Origin of the sequence: Streptococcus sp. A23, assembly GCF_043674155.1 — a bacterium.
In the GTDB taxonomy this organism is placed as follows: Bacteria; Bacillota; Bacilli; order Lactobacillales; family Streptococcaceae; genus Streptococcus; species Streptococcus suis_V.
This window is the reverse complement of sequence record NZ_JBIMJP010000022.1, coordinates 1-21,820: the sequence shown is the minus strand read 5'-3', so window position 1 is coordinate 21,820 and position 21,820 is coordinate 1. Positions and strand designations below refer to the sequence as shown.

Genomic DNA, 21,820 nt, shown 5'->3' with positions numbered 1-21,820 from the left:
ACTCCCTATTTCCTTGCATTATTGTACATTTCATCTATTAGATAGTTTGTGGATATGTTACAATAGAAATATGAAAATAAAAGTGATAACAGTTGGAAAACTAAAAGAGAGATATTTAAAAGATGGCATTGCTGAGTATAGCAAGCGGCTCAGTCGGTTTACCAAATTGGAGCTGCTTGAATTAGCAGATGAAAAAACACCCGACAAGGCTAGTCAGGCTGAGAACGAGCAAATATTGGCCAAGGAAGCGGAGCGGATTTTATCTAAAATCAACGAGCGCGACTTTGTCATTGCTTTGGCCATTGAGGGTAATCAATTTCCTTCAGAAGAATTTAGCAGAAAATTAGAAGATATTACAGTAAAGGGATTTTCAGAAATTTCCTTTGTAATTGGAGGCAGCCTTGGATTGGCAGATTCGGTTAAAAAAAGGGCGAATTTGTTGATGAGTTTTGGAAAATTGACACTGCCCCATCAATTGATGAAGTTGGTTTTGATGGAACAAATATACAGGGCCTTTATGATCCAACAGGGAAGTCCCTATCACAAATAGTTTCACGTGAAACAAGGAAGATGAGAGAATGAGAGAGTATCGTGTGTATGAGGGGCTAAGAGTGGCTACCTGTCTGACCTTTGTCAGCGGCTATTTGAATGCCTTTTCTTATTTGACCCAGGGTGGCCGGTTTGCAGGTGTCCAGTCTGGTAATGTCGTTTTGTTAGCTAGTCATTTAGCCCAGGGCAGCATCAAGAGTACAATTCACTTTTTAGTCCCAATTGTATTCTTTACACTGGGGCAATTTTTTACTTATTTAGCCAAAAAATATTTTTTGAAACACCGCTATCCTTGGCATTTTGGGAGCAGTTTAATCATTTTATGCTTGATTGTATTAACAATCGTTCTGACGCCCTTTGTCAATTCATTTTTTACTATGGGCTTATTGGCCTTTACAGCTTCCATCCAAGTAGAGACTTTTAGAAGTCTTAAGGGTGTCCATTATGCCAATGTGATGATGACTGGAAATGTCAAAAACGCAGCCTATATTTGGTTTAAGGGATTGATGGAAAAGAACGCACACTTGCAGGAAACTGGTCGAAATATCTACATTATTATTTTTGGGTTTATGCTTGGAGTTTGTCTATCTACTCTGTTTTCCCAATCCTTTGGAGAATATGCCCTCATAGGTGTCCTCCCCTTTGTTTTGTATATCAATTGGGAATTATGGCAAGAAAAAAGACCTGCCAGAGCAGGTCGGAGATGATTCCAGCAGGATTCGAACCTGCGACCGTTCGCTTAGAAGGCGAATGCTCTATCCAGCTGAGCTATGGAACCTCTTTCAACTCTTCTATTTTACATGAAAGATAGGTAGCTGTCAAGTTGCCGGAAAGTGAAAAAAATCTGAAAAAATGTTGACAAAAATAGGGTCATGTATTATACTAGTTAGCGTACTGATAATGGTCCGTTGGTCAAGGGGTTAAGACACCGCCTTTTCACGGCGGTAACACGGGTTCGAATCCCGTACGGACTATATCATCCGCCATAGCTCAGTTGGTAGAGCGCATGACTGTTAATCATGATGTCACAGGTTCGAGCCCTGTTGGCGGAGTAAATAAACACTAGGAAACCTTGAGAAATCAAGGTTTTTTTGCACTATAAAAACCGAAGTTTAACCTCGGTTCTTATGTCTATTGAACAAATAATTATAGAAAATAAAGAAACAGATAGCTGTCGTGGAAATTCCTAATCCCAAGTAAAATCCATGTGGAATAAATGTCAAGACGGCCTGTCGTTGACCAGGCTCTACGTCCAGTTTCATAAAACCATTTTGTGCTTTTAATATTGTTACTTTTTTACCATCGATGCTTGCAGTCCATCCCTTATCATAAGGAAGGGTTAGGAGCAAACTAGCAGGATTTTGACTTGAAAATTCTACTTCTACCTTGTTCGACTTTACGGTGGATACAACTTGCTTACTGGCTAGTATTTCCATAGCCTCAGAATATTGGCCAAGGTCTAACCGAAAAAATTGCGGTTTATCAAAGCTAACTTGTTCGTTTTCTGGAAAATGAATAGAGAAGGAAAGTTCAGTATCCTCTAAGAAATAACCAATATTGAAGAAGGAAAAGCTGTTGTCAAGTGTGAACTCATTTGACAGGTTATTGACAGTTATGACAACTTTTTTGACAGAGTCGTTTGAGAAGCTAATATTTGGTAAATTGAGATAGACCTGGCTATTGGCTGGAACATTTAGTTTATAAGTAATAGTTGCATCGGTCTGATTGACAGGTTTATTTACAGTTATGCGGCCTCCAAGGTCAACACCATTGAATGATTGAACGTCCTTAATCTGATAAAAATACTTGTAATCCAGTCCTGTCAGTTCATTTAGAAAGGCAGATTGATTGTCCAAGGACATATTTGTAAACTTGACATCTTTGTAAACAGAATTGGTCAAAAGAGCTAATCCCTGACTGTAGTTATTCTTATAGAGACTGATACTATCGGTACTCTTCTGAAAATCAAATCCATATTTATTGGGATTTGTGCTTGCCAGATTGTAGGTTATGCCAAATAGGCTATCCGCAATCAAGGTGTTGTTCTGGTAACGCAGATTTAGATTGGTACCGTCTGAACGGAAACCCAGTTTATCTAAAGTAGAACTAGAAGCGCGATTGCGAATGGATGAAAATTGAGAAATACCATTATAATTGAACTTCATGCTATCATTACCGGTTTGAGGTAACAAGCGTTCCATTCGATAGAAGTATTCATTGTCACTCTTGGTCTCTTTTACAAGATTGTCAATATCTGTCAACTTTTCTTCGTAATTCGACCGACTAGGGAAATGCCACTCATCTGAAATTCCCTGAACCTGGTAATGAGTGTGGAGACCAAGTTCTAATAAGGTAAACAGTAAGAAAGAAAGAGGTATCCACTTGATATCAAACTTGAAATAATGAAGGCTGACAAATAGAACAAGATAGGCAAAGAGAAATTCAAAACTTAGTAAAAAGTTTACAGTGTCCAAGAAATAGTAGTGATTTTTAAAAATATATGTGAGGATAAAACCGGTTGACAGAATTGTAAAGGGAAGGCAAATTTGCCATATTTTAATGTTGGTCAAATAGGTGCTGGTTTCTGCTGCTAGATAAATAATGACAATAGATAGTACCCAGGCGTAGCGGTAGAGAAACATATTTGGCGCGTGCATTCCCTGCCAGAATAGATTGAGTGGTTGTAGATAAAAACTTGCAATGATAAAGGTTACTAGCAGTCCATTTGCTAATTTTGTCTGCCATTTTATTTCTTTGACAGTAAAGTAGAGCAAGGCTAAAATTAGCGGAGTTAGTCCAACAAAAATCATCGGAATAGATCCAAATTTTGTGGTGTCAAAACTTCCAACTAGGCTCTTAGCAAAAAAGTCTAGATACCAGGAGTCCTCAGTTTTTAAGTTGACAATCTTTGTAAATGTCTCTCCGTGAGTATTTAGGTCTAGATAGGTTGGCAGTAACATGACCATAGCAGTCAATGTTGACAGAATTGACACCACTATAAAGTCTATAAATCGAATAATTTTTTTATCGAATTTGGTTAGCTGAGCAAGTGTCCAAATCAATAAAAAGATGGCAGTCATGTAACCAAAGTAGTAGTTTTGAATGAAAAGACAGGCTAGACTGATATAGTAGATAATCCGACCTTTACCAGTCAGCATTCTGTGTAAACTCAGTAAAATAATAGGAATCAGAATAAAAACATCCAGCCAACTGGAAATTTCTAACTGACTAGTTGAGAAACTCATGAGAGCAAGGCTGGTGGAGAGAAGTAAGCTCCATTCAGTTTTGATGTTTTTATAAATGCCTCTCAGGCTAGTATAGGTTGACAAGCCTATCAAGCCAAACTTTACAAGAGTTGACAGATAAATATAGTCTGGCATGGACTGCAAGTCAAAGAAATATACTAAAGGCGATAGAAAAGAGCCCAGGTAGTAAGACGATAGGGCGTAGAAATTCAAGCCTATTCCACTTGTAAAGGTATAAAAGATTGAACTATTACCGTGTAAAGCATTCCGTAAAGTTTGATGAAAGATGACATATTGATGGAACCCATCGCTGGCCAAAATGGTTGTATCACTTCCCAACCAAATACCTTGGGTTGACAAGATAATGACCATTATTGTAAATGGAAGAAGAAAGGCTAACAGATAAAAAATGGACTTATGTTTAAAAATTGATTTCATAAATTTATAAGAAAAGGCGATAAAATCGCCTTTTTTGATTATGCTTTCCAGAGCTCTTGAACTTTTGCCTGTACTTCAGCATTTTCAAGGAACTCATCATATGTCTCATCGATACGGTCAATGACCCCGTTTTTCGAGATGACAACGATGTGGTTGGCAATGGTTTGGATGAACTCATGGTCGTGACTGGCAAAGATAACGGACTCTTTGAAGTCTTTCACGCCATCGTTAAGGCTAGAGATGGATTCCAAGTCCAAGTGGTTGGTCGGGTCATCCAGCAAGAGGACGTTTGACTTGAGCAGCATTAGCTTAGATAGCATGACACGGACTTTTTCTCCCCCTGACAAGACGTTGACAGACTTCTTGACTTCGTCGCCTGAGAAAAGCATACGACCAAGGAATCCACGCAAGAATGTATCGTCGTCTTCACCTTTTTCAGCGAACTGACGGAGCCATTCCAGGATAGATTCGCCAGTTGCGAAGTCTTTTGTATTGTCTTTTGGCAGGTAAGATTGTGAAGTGGTTACACCCCATTTGATGGTTCCTTCATAGTCGATGTCGCCAGCCAGGGCACGCATAAGGGCAGTTGTCTGGATGTCGTTTTGACCGATGATAGCAGCCTTATCACCTGGACGGAGGATAAAGCTGATATTGTCCAAAATCGTCTCTCCATCGATAACAACCTTGAGATTTTCAACTGTCAGTAGGTCGTTACCAATCTCACGCTCGGCCTTGAAGTTGATAAATGGGTACTTACGGCTGGATGGAATAATTTCTTCCAACTCAATTTTATCCAGCATTTTTTTACGAGAGGTTGCCTGTTTGGATTTTGAAGCGTTGGCAGAGAAACGGGCAACGAATTCTTGCAATTCCTTGATTTTTTCTTCAGCCTTAGCATTGCGGTCAGCCTGTAAACGGGCTGCCAATTCAGATGATTGTTTCCAGAAGTCGTAGTTACCGACAAAAATTTTGATTTTACCGAAATCTAAGTCCGCCATGTGGGTACACACTTTGTTGAGGAAGTGGCGATCGTGGGATACGACGATGACGGTATTTTCAAAATCAATCAAGAAATCTTCTAACCAGTTGATAGACTGGATGTCCAGACCGTTGGTTGGCTCGTCCAAGAGAAGCACATCGGGCTTACCAAAGAGAGCCTTGGCCAAAAGCACCTTAACCTTTTCACCGTTGGTTAATTCGCTCATGTTTTGGTAGTGGCGGTCTTCAGCAATGTTCAGGTTTTGGAGCAATTGTGAAGCCTCAGCTTCAGCTTCCCAGCCACCAAGCTCGGCAAATTCGCCCTCCAACTCGGCAGCACGGACACCGTCTTCATCAGAAAAATCTTCCTTCATGTAAATGGCATCTTTCTCTTTCATGATGCTGTAAAGTTGCTCATTTCCCATGATAACCACGTCAATCACGCGCTCATCTTCGTAGTCAAAGTGGTTCTGACGGAGGACGGACAAACGCTCGTCTGGACCGAGTGAAATGTGGCCAGTTGTTGGCTCGATATCTCCTGCTAAAATCTTCAGGAAAGTTGATTTACCGGCACCGTTGGCACCAATCAAACCGTAGGTATTTCCAGCTGTAAACTTGATGTTGACATCGTCGAATAATTTGCGGTCGCTAAAGCGGAGCGACACGTCTGATACTGTAAGCATAGTTTCTCCTATTTTCTGTCTATTAGATTTATTGTACTAGAAAGCAGTCTAAACTTCAATTATAATCATCCTGGGATCAAAATATCTTCGTCATAGGATTTATGATCTTTTTGTAAGCTGAAGCCGCGACCACGAACTTGGCTAGCTGGTAAGATAATAATAAAGGCTGTTTCGTCAATTTGGAGTATATGATTTTCCAATTTTTGTACTTCTGGGATAGAAACAGTTGTCATTAACATGCGTTTTTCAGACCCAGTATAGCCACCAATTACGGGCAATTCTGTTACTCCACGGTCCACTTCGGTTGTGATATAGGATTTGATTTCCTTGTATTTTTGGGAAATAATAAAAAGGTTTCGAGAAGAGTTTGTACCCGTCATCATACGGTTGATCACATAGCTGATGGTCATCAAGGCAAGGATGGAGTACATGACAGTATCAGGATCGAAGGCGATAAAGCCAAGGCCAACGATAATACCATCAATAATAACCATGGTTTGACTGAGTGATAGGGGAGAATACTTATGGATAAATTGGATGAGGATGCCTGTTCCTCCCGTTGATGAATTACCGAGAAAGACAAGTCCGAGACCAAAACCTAGAACAATACCGCCAAAAATTGCAGCAAGTAAAGGATTATCGGTCAAATTTGGCAAACCAGCTGTTAATTTCATGCAGAATGGATAGAGGATGGCACCGTAAACAGTTTTTACAAAGACAGATTTCCCAAGGAAATAGAAACACATTACCAGGAGAGGAATATTGCAGAATAGTACAAAGGTAGCTGGGTCCCAACCGAATAATGTGTTTAGGGCAATGGCCAGGCCACCAATTCCTCCAGATACAATATTACTTTCCAGAAAAAAACTATTGAAGCCAATAGCCATAATGATGCTACCCGCCGTCACAAATGAAATATCTTTTAACTTGTCTTTCATGATTTCTCCTTTAATACTATATTCTAATATACACGCACGTTCTATTATGCAGAATTTTAAGCCAATCGTCAAGGCTTTCTCAGCTTGACTTTCTCTTAGTTAGCAGTTATAATGATAATCAATCAGAAGAGTAGTAAAGGAACGGTTTTTAGAGAGCTTGTGGTCGGTGTAAACAAGTAATTCTTCTTTATGAATGGGCTGATGGTAAATAGAAATCTGAACAAATAAGGATTTGGCTAGCAGGCCTTATGTGCAAAGAGAAATGAATGGCTTTACTGTTCATAAGCTAAGGTGGTACCGTGTCCTTGACGCCCTTGCACAGACTTGTGCTGGGCTTTTATTTTTGTTCACAATAAGTTTACAGTGTTGTAAATAAGTGTAAAAGGAGAAGTTATGACAAAACCAATTATTTTAACAGGCGATCGACCGACCGGAAAATTACATATTGGTCATTATGTAGGTTCCTTGAAAAATCGTGTGCTCTTACAGAATGCAGGCAATCATGAATTATTTGTATTTTTGGCAGACCAGCAGGCTTTGACAGACCATGCTAAAGAACCGCAGAAGATTATTGAGTCGGTTGGTAACGTAGCCTTGGACTACTTAGCGGCAGGTCTCGATCCAGCTAAGACAACCATTTTCATCCAAAGTCAGATTCCAGAATTGGCTGAATTGACCATGTACTATATGAACCTTGTGTCAGTTGCTCGTCTGGAACGCAATCCGACTGTCAAGACAGAAATTGCCCAGAAGGGCTTTGGTGAAGGCATTCCAGCAGGTTTCTTGGTCTACCCGGTTTCTCAGGCTGCAGATATTACAGCTTTCAAGGCAAACTTTGTACCAGTTGGAACCGATCAAAAGCCCATGATTGAGCAGACCCGTGAGCTGGTTCGTAGTTTTAATCACGCTTATCAGACGGATGTTTTGGTGGAACCAGAAGGGATTTACCCTGAAAACGAGGCTGCAGGTCGTTTGCCGGGGTTGGATGGCAATGCCAAGATGTCTAAATCACTTGGCAACGGGATTTATCTGGCAGATGACATGGACACTTTGAAAAAGAAAGTCATGTCCATGTATACCGACCCGAACCATATCCGTGTCGAGGATCCGGGTCAGATTGAAGGAAATATGGTTTTCCATTATTTGGATGTTTTTGGTCGTGAGGAAGATCAGGCTGAGATTGAGGCCATGAAGGAGCATTACCAGCGCGGTGGTCTGGGAGATGTCAAAACCAAACGCTATCTTTTGGATATCTTAGAACGTGAGTTGGGGCCAATCCGTGAGCGTCGCATCGAGTTTGCCAAAGATATGGGACAGGTCTATGCTATGTTAGAGGCAGGCAGTCAAAAAGCTCGTCAAGTAGCAGCAACTACTCTGGACCAAGTCAAGGATGCTATGGGAATCAACTATTTTAAATAGGACTAACGAATGAAGAAGTGATGTTGAAAAACGTTGCTTTTTTATTTTTAATTGTGATTTTTTAAAACCAAAACGTTCGTAAATGTTTTATATTTTAGGAAAGAATTTTCTGGATTTTTATGTTTAATGATATTAAGACGAATAATGATTGACAAATATTCTTAAAATGTTATCATAGATAAAATAAATTTCAAACAAAAGAGAAAAGAGGAAATCATCCATGTCAAATTGGGAAACTAAATTTTTGAAAAAAGGCTTTACATTTGATGATGTCTTGCTCATTCCGGCTGAGAGCCATGTCTTGCCACACGATATTGACTTAAAGACACAGTTAGCTCCGAATTTGACCCTCAATCTTCCTATCATTTCAGCAGCTATGGATACGGTAACCGACAGCAAAATGGCGATTGCTATGGCGCGTGCAGGTGGTCTGGGTGTTATTCACAAGAATATGTCCATTGCAGAGCAAGCAGATGAAGTGCGTAAGGTAAAACGTTCTGAAAATGGGGTTATTATTGATCCTTTCTTCTTAACACCAGAGCATACAATTGCAGAGGCTGAAAAATTGATGGCGACTTACCGTATTTCAGGTGTACCGATTGTTGAAACCCTGGAAAATCGCAAACTGGTGGGTATTATTACCAACCGTGATATGCGTTTTATCACCGATTACTCACAGCCGATTTCTAGCAATATGACCAGCGATGGTTTGGTAACAGCTCCTGTTGGAACGGATTTGGAAACTGCTGAGGCGATTCTCCACCAACACCGTATTGAAAAATTGCCTTTGGTGGATGAAAATGGTCGTTTGTCAGGCTTGATTACGATTAAAGACATTGAAAAAGTGATTGAATTTCCAAATGCTGCCAAGGATGAATTTGGTCGTCTCTTGGTAGCTGGTGCGGTCGGTGTCACTTCTGATACTTTTGAACGTGCGGAGGCTCTCTTTGAAGCTGGTGCAGATGCCATTGTTATTGACACAGCTCATGGGCATTCTGCTGGTGTTCTCCGTAAGATTGCGGAAATTCGTGCCCACTTCCCAGACCGTACTTTGATTGCAGGTAATATTGCTACAGCTGAGGGAGCTCGTGCCCTTTACGAGGCTGGTGTGGATGTTGTCAAGGTGGGTATTGGACCTGGTTCTATCTGTACCACTCGTGTTATTGCGGGTGTTGGTGTACCACAGGTTACTGCTATTTACGATGCTGCTGGCGTTGCGCGTGAGTATGGTAAGACCATCATTGCGGACGGTGGTATCAAGTATTCAGGTGATATTGTTAAGGCCTTGGCTGCTGGTGGTCATGCGGTTATGTTGGGGTCAATGTTTGCAGGAACAGATGAAGCACCGGGGGAAACAGAAATCTTCCAAGGACGTAAATTCAAGACCTACCGCGGTATGGGCTCTATCGCAGCCATGAAACAAGGTTCTAAGGATCGTTATTTCCAAGCTTCTGTCAATGAGGCAAACAAGCTGGTTCCAGAAGGTATTGAAGGTCGTGTCGCTTATAAAGGTTCTGTTGCAGATATGATTTTCCAAATGGTCGGTGGTCTCCGCTCAGGTATGGGTTATGTCGGAGCAGGCAACCTGACAGAATTACGTGAAAATGCTCAATTTATTGAAATGTCAGGCGCTGGTTTGAAAGAAAGTCACCCACACGACGTTCAAATTACAAACGAAGCACCAAACTATTCCGTACAATAATTGACAAAACTGTAAATAAAAAAGAAAGACTTGTAAACGATGTTTACAAGTCTTCTTTTACAGTTCCCTTGGAAATATGGAATATTTTTAGACTTTCTGGGAGTTGATGGAGATGGTCTAGCGAAGTTGTCGTGATAAAGGTTTGAATTTTATCTGTGATGGTTTCCAGTAATTTGACTTGACGGCTATTGTCCAATTCACTCATCACATCGTCGAGCAGTAAAATCGGATATTCTCGCGTAATTTCTTTCATGAGCTCAATCTCAGCCAGTTTAAGAGAGAGAACGAGGCTACGATGTTGACCTTGGCTACCATAATGGGCATTCATACCATTGATGAAGAAAGCAATATCGTCTCTGTGAGGTCCCACTCCAGTATTTTTTTTGAACAAATCTCGTTTCCGACTTTTTTCTAATTCTGTCAAGAAATCGTCAACCAGGTTGACAGAGTCTGTCAACGAAACAGATGATAGGTAGTCAATCCGAAGTTCTTCTCTTTGACCAGAAATTTCGGCTACTTTTCGGCTACCAAATTCCTCTAATTTTTTGAGGAAATCAATCCGATGCTGGATAACACGACTACCGTAATCAGCTAGTTGATAGTCTAGTACGCTGAGAAAATCCATGTCAACTTTTTCGGTTGATTTTAGATAGGTATTTCGCTGTTTGAGAACGTGATTGTAGTTGGACAAGTCTGATAGGTAGACGGGTTTTATTTGCCCCAACTCAACGTCAATAAATTTTCGGCGGAGGGCAGGTGCTCCTTTGATGAGCTGTAAATCTTCCGGTGCAAAAAGAACAACGTTCAAGTGCCCGATATAGTTGGACAATTTGGCTTGTTTGAGGTGATTAACCTTGGTCACCCGCCCCTTTTCTGTCAAGTTGATATCAAGTGGAAGTTTACCGCTAGTCCGGTGGAGTAAACCTTGAATGGATAACTCTTTTTCTTCAAATTGGAGTAAATCCTTATCTGAACGAGTGCGGTGACTGCGTGTCAAAGCTAGAAAATAAATAGACTCTAAAATGTTGGTCTTACCCTGTGCATTCTGTCCCAAAAAGACATTGAGCCCTTGATGGAACTCAATATCTAATTGGTCATAATTGCGAAAGTGGCGTAGTTGTAATTTTTCTAACCACATCTTAGGTACCTGGGAAACGGACAGGTTTCCTGTCAACCTTCTTTACAGATTTCTTGACAGGAGGAGCTTGTTTCTTCTGCTTTTTGTTTTCTTGGTTGAGTTTTTTTACTATAGCAGCAACACGAGCTTTTTCAGCTTGCTCTTCTTGGTGCTGTAGAATTTCTTCCTGACTTGGAGCCACAAGGTTGATGTCAATGCCGTGGTCCGGTAGACTGATCTTGTCACCGACACGGATTTTCTTACCTCGTCTTTTTTCATCCTCTCCATTAAACAGGATGGTATTCTCTTCTAAAAAGCCCTTGATAGCCCCGCCGGAATGCACAATTCCAGTTGTTTTGAGCAGAGCTTGAAGGGTAATGTAGTCGTCGAATAATTTAAATTCCATAAGTCACCTCGTTACAGAATATTATAACACAATTTGGTATAATGGAAGGTACAATGTTTTGAAAGAGGCAAAGGATGAAATTACAAGAAGGTGTTGAGCTTCATTTTATTGAATCAGATAAATTCACGACCAATCGAATTCGTGTGCGGTTTGCGGCGGAGATGAGTGAACAGACGGTTGCAGGACGTGTATTGGTGGCGAATTTGCTAGAAATGGGCAATCAAGATTATCCTAGTGCACAACGCTTGCGGATGCGTTTGGCAGAACTCTACGGAGCTCATTTTTCAACTTCTGTATCAAAGAGAGGACGAGTTCATTTTGTGGATTTGACGATTTCCTACATCAACCCTCACTATTTGCCTGAACAAGAGGATATTACCGGTGAGATTATTGATTTTCTTGAGGCCTGTCTCTTCAAACCTTTGAAGAACGGCAGTGCCTTTAAGGAAGATGTCTTTGCAGTTGAGAAAAATAATCTAATTAGTTTTTTAGAAACTGAGGTGGAGGACAATTTTTATCATGCGGATGTTGAGATGAGTAAACTTTATTATGAGGATGAGGCAGTTCAAATTCCCCGTGTTGGACGGATTGATTTGGTTGAGCAGGTAACGGCGGAGACGGCCTTCAAAACCTATAGTAACATGCTGCGCTTGGATAAGATTGATATTTTCGTTCTCGGTCAGGTAGACCAGGCTTTGGTGCAAGAAAAGTTTTCATCTTTCAGTTTTAAATACCGTAACCCCAAGTTGGAATTAGAATACCAGCAAGCTTATTCTAAGGTTACTAGGGAGAGAGTTGAGCGAAAAGAGGCTCGTCAATCGATTTTAGAACTAGCTTACCATTTACAGGTGGTTTACAATGATGTAAACTATCCAGCCTTATTGGTTTTCAATGGTTTACTGGGTGCTTTTTCCCATTCAAAATTATTTATGAATGTGCGGGAAAAAGAAAGTTTGGCCTATACGATTGGCAGTCAGATTTCAATCTTTTCAGGAATGTTGAAGATTTATGCCGGTATCAACAGACAAGATAAACTCAAGGCTATCAAGTTGATTAGACAGCAAGTTATGGCTCTTAAGCAAGGGAAGTTTTCAGAGGATGACCTAAATTTGACAAAAAATATGCTGGTTCATTCTGCAACTCTGGCTCAGGATAGGCAAAATAATTTACTGGAACAAGTTTACAATCAGGTTACCATGGGTCAAAGGAATGTGACATTGGAAGAGTGGATTGAGGCTGTAAACAAGGTATCTAGAGAGGACATTTTACGAGTTGGTCAGCTGGTGCGTTTACAGGCTGTTTACTTCATGGAGGGCATTAAAGAATGAGAATTAGAAGAAAAAAGTACCCCTACATGAAGGAAGTACTCTATTATGCGACAGTTGACAATGGGTTGACAGTTACCTTTCTTCCCAAAACAGATTTTAAGGAAACCTATGGTATCTTGACCACAGAATTTGGTGCCCTTCATACTCATTTTAAAAAGAAGGGACAGGATTATTCCTATCCTGAAGGGATTGCTCATTTTCTGGAGCATAAATTATTTGAGACTGCTGATGAAGATGATGTGATGAATTTGTTTGCGGATTTGGGGGCTAGTGCCAATGCCTATACTAGCTTGAGGCAGACTAGCTACCTCTTTTCAACAACGGAAAATGTTTTGGAATGTCTGGCCTTGCTCCAGCAGTTTGTCCGTGAGCCACATTTTACGGCTGAAAATGTGTCCAAGGAGCAGGGGATTATTGGTCAAGAGATTGAGATGTATCAGGATGATGCGGACTACCGTCTCTATACAGGTATATTGTCGTCCCTTTATCCAGAAACAGCCCTGGCTCACGATATCGCTGGCACGATTGAATCTATCAAGGCTATCACTGCTGAGGATTTATATGAAAATTTTGAGACTTTTTATCATCCTTCAAAAATGAGCCTGTTTGTCATTGGGAATTTTGATGTTAAGAAGGTCTGGAAACATGTAAAAACTTTCCAGCTTGCCCAGAATGATACAGAGATTGAGCCGATTGAGCATTTGCCGGTTAAAAAGTTGGATATTTTGAAAAATCGGACTGAGTATTTTGAAGTGGCCAGCCCTAAATTGGCATTAGGTCTGAGAGGCAACGATTCCATTTCTCTCGCTCACTTACCATCCTATCGAATCAGCCTGCAACTTTTGTTTGCCATGCTTTTTGGTTGGACATCACAGCGTTACCAGACCTTGTATGATCAGGGGAAAATTGATTCGTCCTTCCATTTCCAGGTTGAGGTAACACCAGACTATCATCATGTCATTTTTTCAGCGGATACCAAGGAACCAATCAGTTTATCAGCCAGCTTGCGCAAGGCTGTCAGCCGTTTCGCCAAGGATCCGGATGTTTCGGAGGAACACTTGGCCCTGCTGAAGAAGGAAATGTACGGGGATTTTATCCGTAGTCTCAATTCTTTGGAATTTACGGCCACCCATTTTGTAGCCAATAGTTTGGAGGGGGCAAGTATTTTCGACCTTCCTCAGTTGATAGAATCTATCGGTCTGCAGGATGTCTTGGAAGTGGGTCAAGCCTTTATTGAGAACTGTGATATGACAGATTATATGATTTTTCCGAAATAATTAGCAACTTATCATCGAAATTTCATGAGTTTTTTGTTAAAATATTATATTGAAAATTATTGTAAGTGAGAGGAAACTATGATCCAGAAAAGTATAGGAGAGGTATTGCGGTCTGCCCGAGAGAGTCGCGGTTGGAATTTTGTAGAAATTCAGCGATTGACGGGGATTCAAGCTAAGTACTTACAGGCCTTAGAATTTAATAATTTTGATATCATACCAGACCCATCCTATACGCGTTCTTTCTTGCAAAAATATGCGGAAGTACTAGAACTGGATGGTGATGTCCTGGTAGATGCTTTTATGACAAATAGTTTAGTCATCTATCATGAGGATGGGCAGGAAGAAGAGCATGCTTCAGAATTAAAACGAAGCTATAAGGTTAGAAAGAGGAAGCCGTCGATTTTACCATTGGTTTACCTGCTACTAGCTGCGACCTCTATCTTTATCTTGTTGACCTATGTCGTATTGAATAGAGTTCAGAATCAAGAACGAAAAGAGTTGGCTCCGTCGACTGTCCAGGTGGTTTCAGAGAGTTCCCCAGCATCGACAGAGGAAGCAAGTGATACATCTTCTACAAGTACAGATGAATCCTCTAGTTCATCTAGTCAAGAGGAGTTGGCTTCAGGGACTTTAACGACTTCGGGTGGCGGCTCAGAGTTGACGGTCGTCCTTTCTGAACACGCGGGTCCAGTTGAGGTGGAACTTTCCGTGACAGATGCTACTAGCTGGGTCAGTCTATCTGATACAGAAATTGCGGGTGGATTTGTTCTATCTCCAGAAACCAATACAGTCACGGCGACTATTCCAGAAGGCATAAACGCCGCTAATCTGGTTTTAGGTGTGACAGAGGGTGTCTCTATCAAAATTGCTGGCAATAGTTTGGATACGTCAGCCATCACAGCTGATCCTGGAGTTATCTATTTAACGGTTGAATAATATGAAAAAAATGAAAAAAGAAAACATACCCAACGCCTTGACGGTAGGACGGATACTGGTGATTCCGATTTTTATCCTACTCTTGACCGTCTGGAAAGATGCACTGAGCCATTATTTGGCTGCGATTATTTTTGCCTTGGCTAGTGTGACAGACTATTTGGATGGCTATCTGGCCCGTAAATGGCAGGTTGTGACCAACTTCGGAAAATTTGCCGATCCCATGGCTGATAAGATTTTAGTTATGACGGCCTTCATCATGCTGGTGGAGCTTGGTTTTGCCCCTGCCTGGGTGGTGGCTATTATCATCTGTCGTGAGTTGGCCGTGACAGGCCTTCGCCTATTGTTGGTAGAAAATGGTGGTACTGTACTAGCTGCGGCTATGCCAGGTAAAATCAAGACCTTCTCACAGATGTTTGCCATTATTTTTCTCCTATTGCACTGGAATTTGCTCGGTCAAATCACGCTCTATATCGCACTCTTTTTCACCCTCTACTCAGGCTATGATTATTTCAAGGGTGCGTCTTATTTATTTAAAGATACATTCAAATGACAGATATTATCCAAGTAAAGCATCTCAAGTATAAATACGAAGAAGAAGCTGAAAATTATACCTTAAACGACGTGACGTTTCACGTGAAACAGGGGGAATGGTTGTCCATTATCGGCCACAATGGTTCAGGAAAGTCAACGACGGTTCGTCTGATTGATGGTCTTTTGGAGGCTGAGTCTGGAGATATTTTTATCGATGGAGATAAGCTGACTGTTGACAATGTTTGGGACAAGCGTCGCTTGATTGGTATGGTTTTCCAAAATCCAGATAATCAATTCGTCGGGGCAACGGTTGAGGACGATGTGGCCTTTGGTTTGGAAAACCAAGGCATCCCCTTGGCTGAAATGCGTCAGCGCGTCCAGGAGACGCTTGAATTGGTTGGAATGGCTGATTTCAAGATTAGAGAACCAGCTCGTCTATCTGGCGGTCAGAAACAACGTGTTGCCATTGCTGGTGTGGTTGCCTTGCGTCCAAAGATTATTATTTTGGACGAGGCGACCTCCATGCTGGATCCAGAGGGGCGCCTGGATTTGATTCAGATTGTTAAAGATATTAAGGATCAGCATGGCATGACGGTTATCTCCATTACCCATGACCTGGATGAGGTAGCGCTTAGCGATCGGGTTATTGTTATGAAAAATGGTCAAGTAGAGTCGATTTCGACACCAGCTGACTTGTTTATGCGGGACGATTTGGCTGATTTGGACTTGGCCCAGCCCTTTACGGCAGACTTGGCCCAGTCCTTGCGTCAGGCTGGACTAGCTGTTCCGCTCCGCTATTTTACAGAGGAAGAATTAGAGGAAACTGTATGGGAATTCATCTCCAAGAAGTAAGCTATACCTATCAGGCCGGCACTCCTTTTGAGGGGCGGGCGCTTTTTGGTGTTGATTTGGAGATTGTGGACGGGTCCTATACGGCATTGATTGGTCATACTGGATCCGGGAAGTCGACGATTTTACAGCTTCTGAATGGTCTTAATGTACCGACAGAAGGCAGTGTGGTCATCGATGATGTGGTTATCACGGGCACATCTCAAAGTAAGGATATCAAGCAGGTGCGTAAGAAAGTCGGCTTGGTCTTTCAGTTTCCAGAAAGCCAGGTCTTTGATGAGACTGTCTTGCAGGATGTGGCATTCGGTCCGCAGAATTTTGGTGTTTCTAAGGAAGAGGCTGAGAAGATTGCGCGTGAAAAACTGGCTCTGGTTGGTATTTCAGAGGAAGTCTATGACCGCAGTCCCTTTGATTTGTCTGGAGGTCAGATGCGCCGTGTAGCCATTGCGGGCATCCTGGCTATGGAACCGTCTGTTTTAGTTCTGGATGAGCCGACTGCTGGTTTGGATCCGGCTGGTCGTCAAGAGCTGATGGATATTTTCAAGAAACTCCATGCGAATGGGATGACCATTGTCTTGGTGACGCATCTGATGGATGACGTGGCTAATTATGCTGATTTTGTCTACATCATGGAAAAGGGCAAGCTGGTTCGTTCTGGCAAGCCGATTGATGTTTTCCAAGAGGTTGATTTTTTGGAATCGATTCAGCTGGGTGTTCCCAAAATCACCAAGTTTGCTGCCAATCTGGAGCGCAGGGGCTTTGTTTTTGAGCGCTTGCCTATTACGATTGAGGAATTTACAAGGATGGTGACGCATGGATAAGTTAATTTTAGGTCGCTACATTCCTGGTGACTCGCTGTTGCATCGTCTAGACCCTCGAAGTAAGCTCTTGGCCATGTTTGCCTTTCTGTTAATTATTTTCTGGGCCAATAATCTGGTAACCAATGCGCTGTTGATTGCCTTTGTTCTTGGTTTGATTTTGCTCTCTCGCATTCGCTTGTCCTTTTTCATCAATGGTGTCAAGCCCATGATTGGGATTATCCTGTTTACCACTTTCTTCCAGATTTTCTTTACACCAGGAACAAGGGTTTTGTGGGAATTCTGGATTTTCAAATTGTCGGTGGAAGGTTTGCAACAGGCGGCAGTGATTTTTGTGCGCTTTGTCCTGATTATCTTCTTTTCAACTCTCCTAACTCTGACAACGACACCACTTAGTTTGGCAGATGGTATTGAGGCGGGGCTTGCTCCTCTCAAGAAAATCAAGGTGCCAGTTCATGAAATTGGGCTTATGTTGTCCATGAGTTTGCGTTTTGTGCCGACCTTGATGGACGACACGACTCGGATTATGAATGCTCAGCGGGCGCGGGGTGTTGACTTCAATGAAGGAAATATCATTCAAAAGGTTAAGTCTGTTATCCCTATTTTGATACCGCTTTTTGCATCTAGTTTTAAGCGAGCAGATGCCCTGGCGACAGCTATGGAGGCTCGAGGTTATCAGGGGGGCGATGGCCGGACCAAGTATCGGGTACTGGATTGGAAGTTGGCAGATAGCCTAGCAATTCTGACTATGATTTGTTTGGGATTGCTCTTATATTTTTTGAAAACCCCTTAAAAAACGCGAACAATCGTGTTTTTTAGTTTAAAAAAAACAATGCTGTAATATTTGTAATGGAATTATAAAACAAAAGTAATAATCAAGTTGTAAGATAGTTTCAGTCATATGAAAGGAAACTATATATTTTATGACATTTACAAAAAAATTGAAAAATGTAATTATCGGAGTAGCGACCGCCCTCGTAGCACTTACAGCTGGCGTTGCTATCGCTGATACCTACCATTCTGAATTTAGCATTGCTGATTTTGTTGACCAATCTACCAATTCTTCAGCTGTTGCAGCCAAAGAGGATACGATAAAGAAAACATATGAATCCAAGGAAGAGAAAAAGGTTTCTGATGTAAAAAAAGAAGAAAAGAAGCCAGAGAGTACTGAGGAAAGTACGACGACTGAAGCTTCCAAAGCGGAAGAAGTTGCTCCAGCTACAGAAACAAGTCAAGTAGCTAGCCCTGAGACAACCCCAGAAGTACAACAGCCCGTTGTTCAAGTTGCTCAACCTGAATATCAACAAGTACAGGTGCAACAAGTTGCTACTGAAGCTGTCCAAGCCCAACCTGTAGCTCAGGTTCAAGCAGCCCAGCCAGTTGTTACTGTAGGTGTCGGTGAAGCAGCTGCCAAAGAATTTATTGCTCAAAAAGAGTCTGGTGGCAGCTATACAGCTCAAAATGGTATCTACTATGGTCGTTACCAGCTCACAAGTTCTTACCTAAATGGTGATTTTTCACCTGAAAACCAGGAGCGTGTAGCAGACAACTATGTATTGCAACGTTACGGTTCATGGGAAAATGCCTATCAGTCCTGGATTGCCAATGGTTGGTATTAATAGGAATGTTGAAAGTCTAGCTTGCTAGGCTTTTTTTTCTTGTCTGTAAGTTCTTCAACTTTACAGAAATTGACACTATCGCTTATAATAGAGTTTCGATAGAAAAGAGAGAAGAAATGAACCTGCAAAAACGAATTTTCCGATTAAATATGGTCATGTTGATTATCTCCATGTTGGCTATCCTGGGAGTCAGCATTTATGTGGCCAATAGCATTTACCAAAACAGGGCTAATATGCAGTCAACTAGCCAACGGACAGCTACTAGTCAGTCGAGTATAGAGCAGTTTACAGGGACTGATTTTGCTAGTCTTGCTAGTCAGTTGGCTATGAATGGGGCCCAGCTCCATGTAGAGGAGGCCGGCCAGGTCCTTTATTCTAATATTGAGGAAGATATTGAAGATTTGGCAGGTGTGACGGTATCCAAGACAGCCCATGTTTCCTATGTAGATGGGGAAGTGGTCATCAGCCGTCTCCTTGTCCAGGAAGGGAAGTATTACCAACTCTATGCACTTTTTGAGGATAGTGATAGTCAATCAGGTTTTTCAGAATTTCAGTCCTTTCTCAGCCAGCTACTCTTAGTTGGTGGGATAGGGATGGTGCTTGTCACCCTTGTCAACTTCCTCTTTACACGTAGAATGCTTGCGGTTATCCTGCGACCGCTCAATCAGCTCCATGCAGCAGTTGAACGCATCAGCCGTGGTAATTATCAAGAGCAGATAGATTACCAGGGTGACCGTGAGTTCGAAGCACTTACAAAGGGTTTTAATAATATGCAGGAGTCTTTGGCAATAGCAGAGCAACAGACCACACTGTACGAGAAGAACCGTACCCAAATGGTAGCAGATATTTCCCATGATTTGCGGACGCCGTTGACTTCTATCAAGGGCTATGCCAAGGGAGTTTTGGACGGGGTTGCCAATACGGATGAAATGAGAGAACGTTATTTGCAGACCATTTATCAAAAATCCCTGGCAATGGAGCAGCTGTTGGAAAAACTTCTTCTCTTCTCAAATTTGGATACTGACCAGATGCCCTTTGATTTCCAAATTGTAGATTTACAGGAAATCTTGACAACTTATTTGACAGAAAAGCAAGTCGAGTTTACAGATGGTCAGGTACAATTTATAGTAGATTTGGTTCCTCAAACTCCTGTGAAAGTAGATATTGTGCAGTTTAAGCGAGTCTTGGATAATCTGTTAGAAAATGCTCGGAAATATGCAAAAGTTGATAATCTTGTCATCACCTTGACAAGTCGTGTAAAGGGAGAAAAACTTGAATTGCTATTTGCTGACAATGGTCGTGGTGTCTCGGAGCAGGCAAAAGACAGATTGTTTGAAGCATTTTACAGGGAGGACCAGGCCAGACAGGGGGCGGACGGCCATGGACTTGGCCTAGCCATTGTCAAAGATATTATCGAGAGACTAGGCGGCAGTATCAGGGTTGATAACTGTGACGGACTAGTTTTTACTATTTTACTGCCTTTGGAGAAAGAGAATGACTAGAATTTTAATTGCAGAAGATGACTTGGAGATTGCCTACCTGGAAAGAGATTATCTGGAAATGCAGGGCTATGAGGTGGATCTGGTCCATGACGGTGGACTAGTTGAGGAAGAAATTCAAAAAGAAGATTATTCTTTATTGCTGTTGGATGTGATGTTACCTAATAAAACGGGCTACGACATTTGCAGAGCCATTCGGGAGCAGGTTGATTTTCCTATTTTAATGGTGACTTCTAAGCAGGAGACAATTGATGTGGTGCGTGGCCTGGGCTTAGGTGCGGACGATTATATCAGCAAACCCTTTGATCCGATGGAGTTGGTGGCGCGTGTCAAGGCTCATTTGGCCCGTTATCAGCGCTTGGCCAAACCCTCAGAGCAAGCAGAGATTGTCCTTGGCGACTTGACCATTTATCAGGAAAATTGGAAGGTTATCAAGGCTGGTCAGGAAATCAAGCTACCCAACCGTGAGTTTGAGTTGCTTGTTTATCTGGCAAAACATCCCAATCGTGTCTTTTCAAAAGACCAGTTGTTTGAGAAAATTTGGGGATTTGACTATGTTGGAGATAGTGCTACGGTGACGGTTCACATCAATCGCCTGCGGGATAAGTTGGGTTCAGACCTGATTGAGACTGTATGGGGAGCTGGCTACCGACTCAATGGATAATTTATTTAGATTCGTTTAGAATTTGTTTAGAAATTTTCATCCTCATGTTCATACTTGTCAGCTATACTTATCTTATCAGCCAATGAGCTGGATAAATGAAATGAGGTCATAAGAATGGAAAACAAACACGAAATTATTGAACACGATGCAGTTGCTAAACAAGGTTTTTGGCAGAAAGCTAAGTCAAAAATTATGGGCATGACTACCAAGCAGCTAGTTTTTCTGGCTCTAGGATTGGCAGTTTTGAGTGGTGCTGGTATGATTGCGGCTGAAGTGTTTGACAATCAATTGGAGATAGCAGAGGATAAAGTCGAGCGTCAATTAGGATTGGAACAAGATTTAGATGATAAGATTGTCACTATCCCTTCTTCTACAAATACAGCTACCAATACTAGCCAGACAGCTCCTGCAACGAGCCTGGAAGCCTTGGCAAATGCCTACGGTGTAAACTTAGTTGACAAGTCTGAACTGGATGGCACCTATACAGCAACCGCTGGAAATGACCAGTATACCCTGACTGTAAAGGGCAATCAGGCAACTCTTGTTGAATTGGATACTGATGGTGAGCAGGATTTGGAACAAATTATCTTTGACTTGGATAAGAAGCTGGCCTATGTAGATGGCGAGGCTGAAAGCTATACTTTGGAAGGAAATAATTTAACTTTGACAGAACTTGACAAGGAACTCTTTAACCAACAGGATAGCTTGACATTCACAAAACAATAAGAAAAGGACCGTAGAGGTCCTTTCAGACTGAAGACAAACACTTAAGAGGCGTTTGTCTTTTTCTGTTTATTGGTCTGATAGTCGGTCTTTTTGCCAGA

General features: G+C 41.7%; 20 protein-coding genes, 3 tRNA genes and 1 other annotated feature. Of the genes, 17 read left to right on the top strand and 6 right to left on the bottom strand.

What is annotated here, in order from left to right; all coding sequences use genetic code 11:
- The first annotated feature begins 70 nt into the window (after positions 1 to 70).
- Both rlmH and ACHBIE_RS10035 read left to right on the top strand, forming a co-directional pair.
- Positions 71 to 550 carry a 23S rRNA (pseudouridine(1915)-N(3))-methyltransferase RlmH gene (gene rlmH, locus ACHBIE_RS10040; protein WP_172074574.1) on the top strand — a complete coding sequence of 160 codons (480 nt, stop codon included), beginning with the start codon at positions 71 to 73 and terminating at the stop codon, positions 548 to 550.
- 28 nt (positions 551 to 578) lie between these two features.
- Complete coding sequence (locus ACHBIE_RS10035) at positions 579 to 1,256, top strand: YoaK family protein (protein ID WP_125266555.1); 678 nt, start codon at positions 579 to 581, stop codon at positions 1,254 to 1,256.
- Here ACHBIE_RS10035 and ACHBIE_RS10030 read toward each other — a convergent pair.
- A tRNA-Arg gene (locus ACHBIE_RS10030) sits at positions 1,254 to 1,327 on the bottom strand. The two genes, ACHBIE_RS10035 and ACHBIE_RS10030, sit on opposite strands and share 3 nt — an antisense overlap.
- A 124-nt stretch (positions 1,328 to 1,451) precedes the next feature.
- On the opposite strand from ACHBIE_RS10030, the gene ACHBIE_RS10025 reads away from it, so the two are divergent.
- Positions 1,452 to 1,523, top strand: a tRNA-Glu gene (locus ACHBIE_RS10025).
- 5 nt (positions 1,524 to 1,528) lie between these two features.
- Positions 1,529 to 1,601 (top strand) — tRNA-Asn (locus ACHBIE_RS10020).
- A gap of 60 nt (positions 1,602 to 1,661) precedes the next feature.
- Here the strand turns inward: ACHBIE_RS10020 and ACHBIE_RS10015 are convergent.
- From ACHBIE_RS10015 to ACHBIE_RS10005, 3 genes are all read right to left on the bottom strand, one after another.
- On the bottom strand, positions 1,662 to 4,232 hold the full coding sequence (locus tag ACHBIE_RS10015; RefSeq protein WP_172059405.1) for a YfhO family protein: 2,571 nt from the start codon (positions 4,230 to 4,232) through the stop codon (positions 1,662 to 1,664).
- A 38-nt stretch (positions 4,233 to 4,270) separates the two neighbouring features.
- The gene (locus tag ACHBIE_RS10010) at positions 4,271 to 5,893 is read right to left on the bottom strand and encodes an ATP-binding cassette domain-containing protein (protein ID WP_105111336.1); all 1,623 of its coding nucleotides are present in this window, start codon (positions 5,891 to 5,893) and stop codon (positions 4,271 to 4,273) included.
- Between the two features lie 65 nt (positions 5,894 to 5,958).
- Positions 5,959 to 6,831, bottom strand: coding sequence for a YitT family protein (locus tag ACHBIE_RS10005; protein WP_105111361.1), 873 nt, complete (start codon positions 6,829 to 6,831; stop codon positions 5,959 to 5,961).
- Positions 6,832 to 6,939: 108 nt separating this feature from the next.
- Positions 6,940 to 7,150 (top strand) — a binding site (T-box leader).
- Positions 7,151 to 7,224: 74 nt separating this feature from the next.
- On the opposite strand from ACHBIE_RS10005, the gene trpS reads away from it, so the two are divergent.
- Positions 7,225 to 8,250, top strand: coding sequence for a tryptophan--tRNA ligase (gene trpS, locus ACHBIE_RS10000; protein ID WP_105160709.1), 1,026 nt, complete (start codon positions 7,225 to 7,227; stop codon positions 8,248 to 8,250).
- A gap of 220 nt (positions 8,251 to 8,470) precedes the next feature.
- Positions 8,471 to 9,952 carry an IMP dehydrogenase gene (guaB, locus tag ACHBIE_RS09995; protein ID WP_105111334.1) on the top strand — a complete coding sequence of 494 codons (1,482 nt, stop codon included), beginning with the start codon at positions 8,471 to 8,473 and terminating at the stop codon, positions 9,950 to 9,952.
- A gap of 43 nt (positions 9,953 to 9,995) precedes the next feature.
- On the opposite strand, the gene recF is transcribed toward guaB, so the two are convergent.
- Positions 9,996 to 11,090 (bottom strand): DNA replication/repair protein RecF, encoded by a 1,095-nt coding sequence (gene recF, locus ACHBIE_RS09990; RefSeq protein ID WP_394733259.1) that lies wholly within the window; start codon positions 11,088 to 11,090, stop codon positions 9,996 to 9,998.
- Position 11,091: 1 nt separating this feature from the next.
- A complete protein-coding gene (gene yaaA, locus ACHBIE_RS09985; protein ID WP_105122442.1) occupies positions 11,092 to 11,475 on the bottom strand; it encodes a S4 domain-containing protein YaaA in 384 nt (127 codons plus the stop codon).
- Between the two features lie 74 nt (positions 11,476 to 11,549).
- Here yaaA and yfmF point away from each other — a divergent pair, with 74 nt between their 5' ends.
- From yfmF to ACHBIE_RS09930, 11 genes are all read left to right on the top strand, one after another.
- Positions 11,550 to 12,803 (top strand): EF-P 5-aminopentanol modification-associated protein YfmF, encoded by a 1,254-nt coding sequence (gene yfmF, locus ACHBIE_RS09980; RefSeq protein ID WP_105122441.1) that lies wholly within the window; start codon positions 11,550 to 11,552, stop codon positions 12,801 to 12,803.
- Complete coding sequence (gene yfmH / locus ACHBIE_RS09975; protein ID WP_394733257.1) at positions 12,800 to 14,080, top strand: EF-P 5-aminopentanol modification-associated protein YfmH; 1,281 nt, start codon at positions 12,800 to 12,802, stop codon at positions 14,078 to 14,080. Before yfmF ends, yfmH begins: the two co-directional genes overlap by 4 nt.
- A 78-nt stretch (positions 14,081 to 14,158) precedes the next feature.
- The gene (locus ACHBIE_RS09970) at positions 14,159 to 15,016 is read left to right on the top strand and encodes a helix-turn-helix domain-containing protein (RefSeq protein WP_105122439.1); all 858 of its coding nucleotides are present in this window, start codon (positions 14,159 to 14,161) and stop codon (positions 15,014 to 15,016) included.
- Between the two features lie 10 nt (positions 15,017 to 15,026).
- Positions 15,027 to 15,566, top strand: a complete 540-nt coding sequence (gene pgsA, locus ACHBIE_RS09965) for a CDP-diacylglycerol--glycerol-3-phosphate 3-phosphatidyltransferase (RefSeq protein ID WP_105122462.1) — start codon at positions 15,027 to 15,029, stop codon at positions 15,564 to 15,566.
- Positions 15,563 to 16,399, top strand: coding sequence for an energy-coupling factor transporter ATPase (locus tag ACHBIE_RS09960; protein WP_394733255.1), 837 nt, complete (start codon positions 15,563 to 15,565; stop codon positions 16,397 to 16,399). Before pgsA ends, ACHBIE_RS09960 begins: the two co-directional genes overlap by 4 nt.
- Positions 16,375 to 17,217, top strand: coding sequence for an energy-coupling factor transporter ATPase (locus tag ACHBIE_RS09955; RefSeq protein WP_105122437.1), 843 nt, complete (start codon positions 16,375 to 16,377; stop codon positions 17,215 to 17,217). The genes ACHBIE_RS09960 and ACHBIE_RS09955 overlap by 25 nt, the downstream gene beginning before the upstream one ends.
- A complete protein-coding gene (locus ACHBIE_RS09950; protein ID WP_105111326.1) occupies positions 17,210 to 18,007 on the top strand; it encodes an energy-coupling factor transporter transmembrane protein EcfT in 798 nt (265 codons plus the stop codon). The genes ACHBIE_RS09955 and ACHBIE_RS09950 overlap by 8 nt, the downstream gene beginning before the upstream one ends.
- A gap of 130 nt (positions 18,008 to 18,137) precedes the next feature.
- Positions 18,138 to 18,833 (top strand): peptidoglycan-binding protein LysM, encoded by a 696-nt coding sequence (locus ACHBIE_RS09945; RefSeq protein WP_238140701.1) that lies wholly within the window; start codon positions 18,138 to 18,140, stop codon positions 18,831 to 18,833.
- Between the two features lie 116 nt (positions 18,834 to 18,949).
- On the top strand, positions 18,950 to 20,335 hold the full coding sequence (locus tag ACHBIE_RS09940) for a HAMP domain-containing sensor histidine kinase (RefSeq protein ID WP_105122436.1): 1,386 nt from the start codon (positions 18,950 to 18,952) through the stop codon (positions 20,333 to 20,335).
- Positions 20,328 to 20,996 (top strand): response regulator transcription factor, encoded by a 669-nt coding sequence (locus tag ACHBIE_RS09935; RefSeq protein ID WP_105111324.1) that lies wholly within the window; start codon positions 20,328 to 20,330, stop codon positions 20,994 to 20,996. The genes ACHBIE_RS09940 and ACHBIE_RS09935 overlap by 8 nt, the downstream gene beginning before the upstream one ends.
- 114 nt (positions 20,997 to 21,110) lie before the next feature.
- The gene (locus ACHBIE_RS09930) at positions 21,111 to 21,722 is read left to right on the top strand and encodes a DUF3642 domain-containing protein (RefSeq protein ID WP_105111323.1); all 612 of its coding nucleotides are present in this window, start codon (positions 21,111 to 21,113) and stop codon (positions 21,720 to 21,722) included.
- Positions 21,723 to 21,820 lie beyond the last annotated feature (98 nt).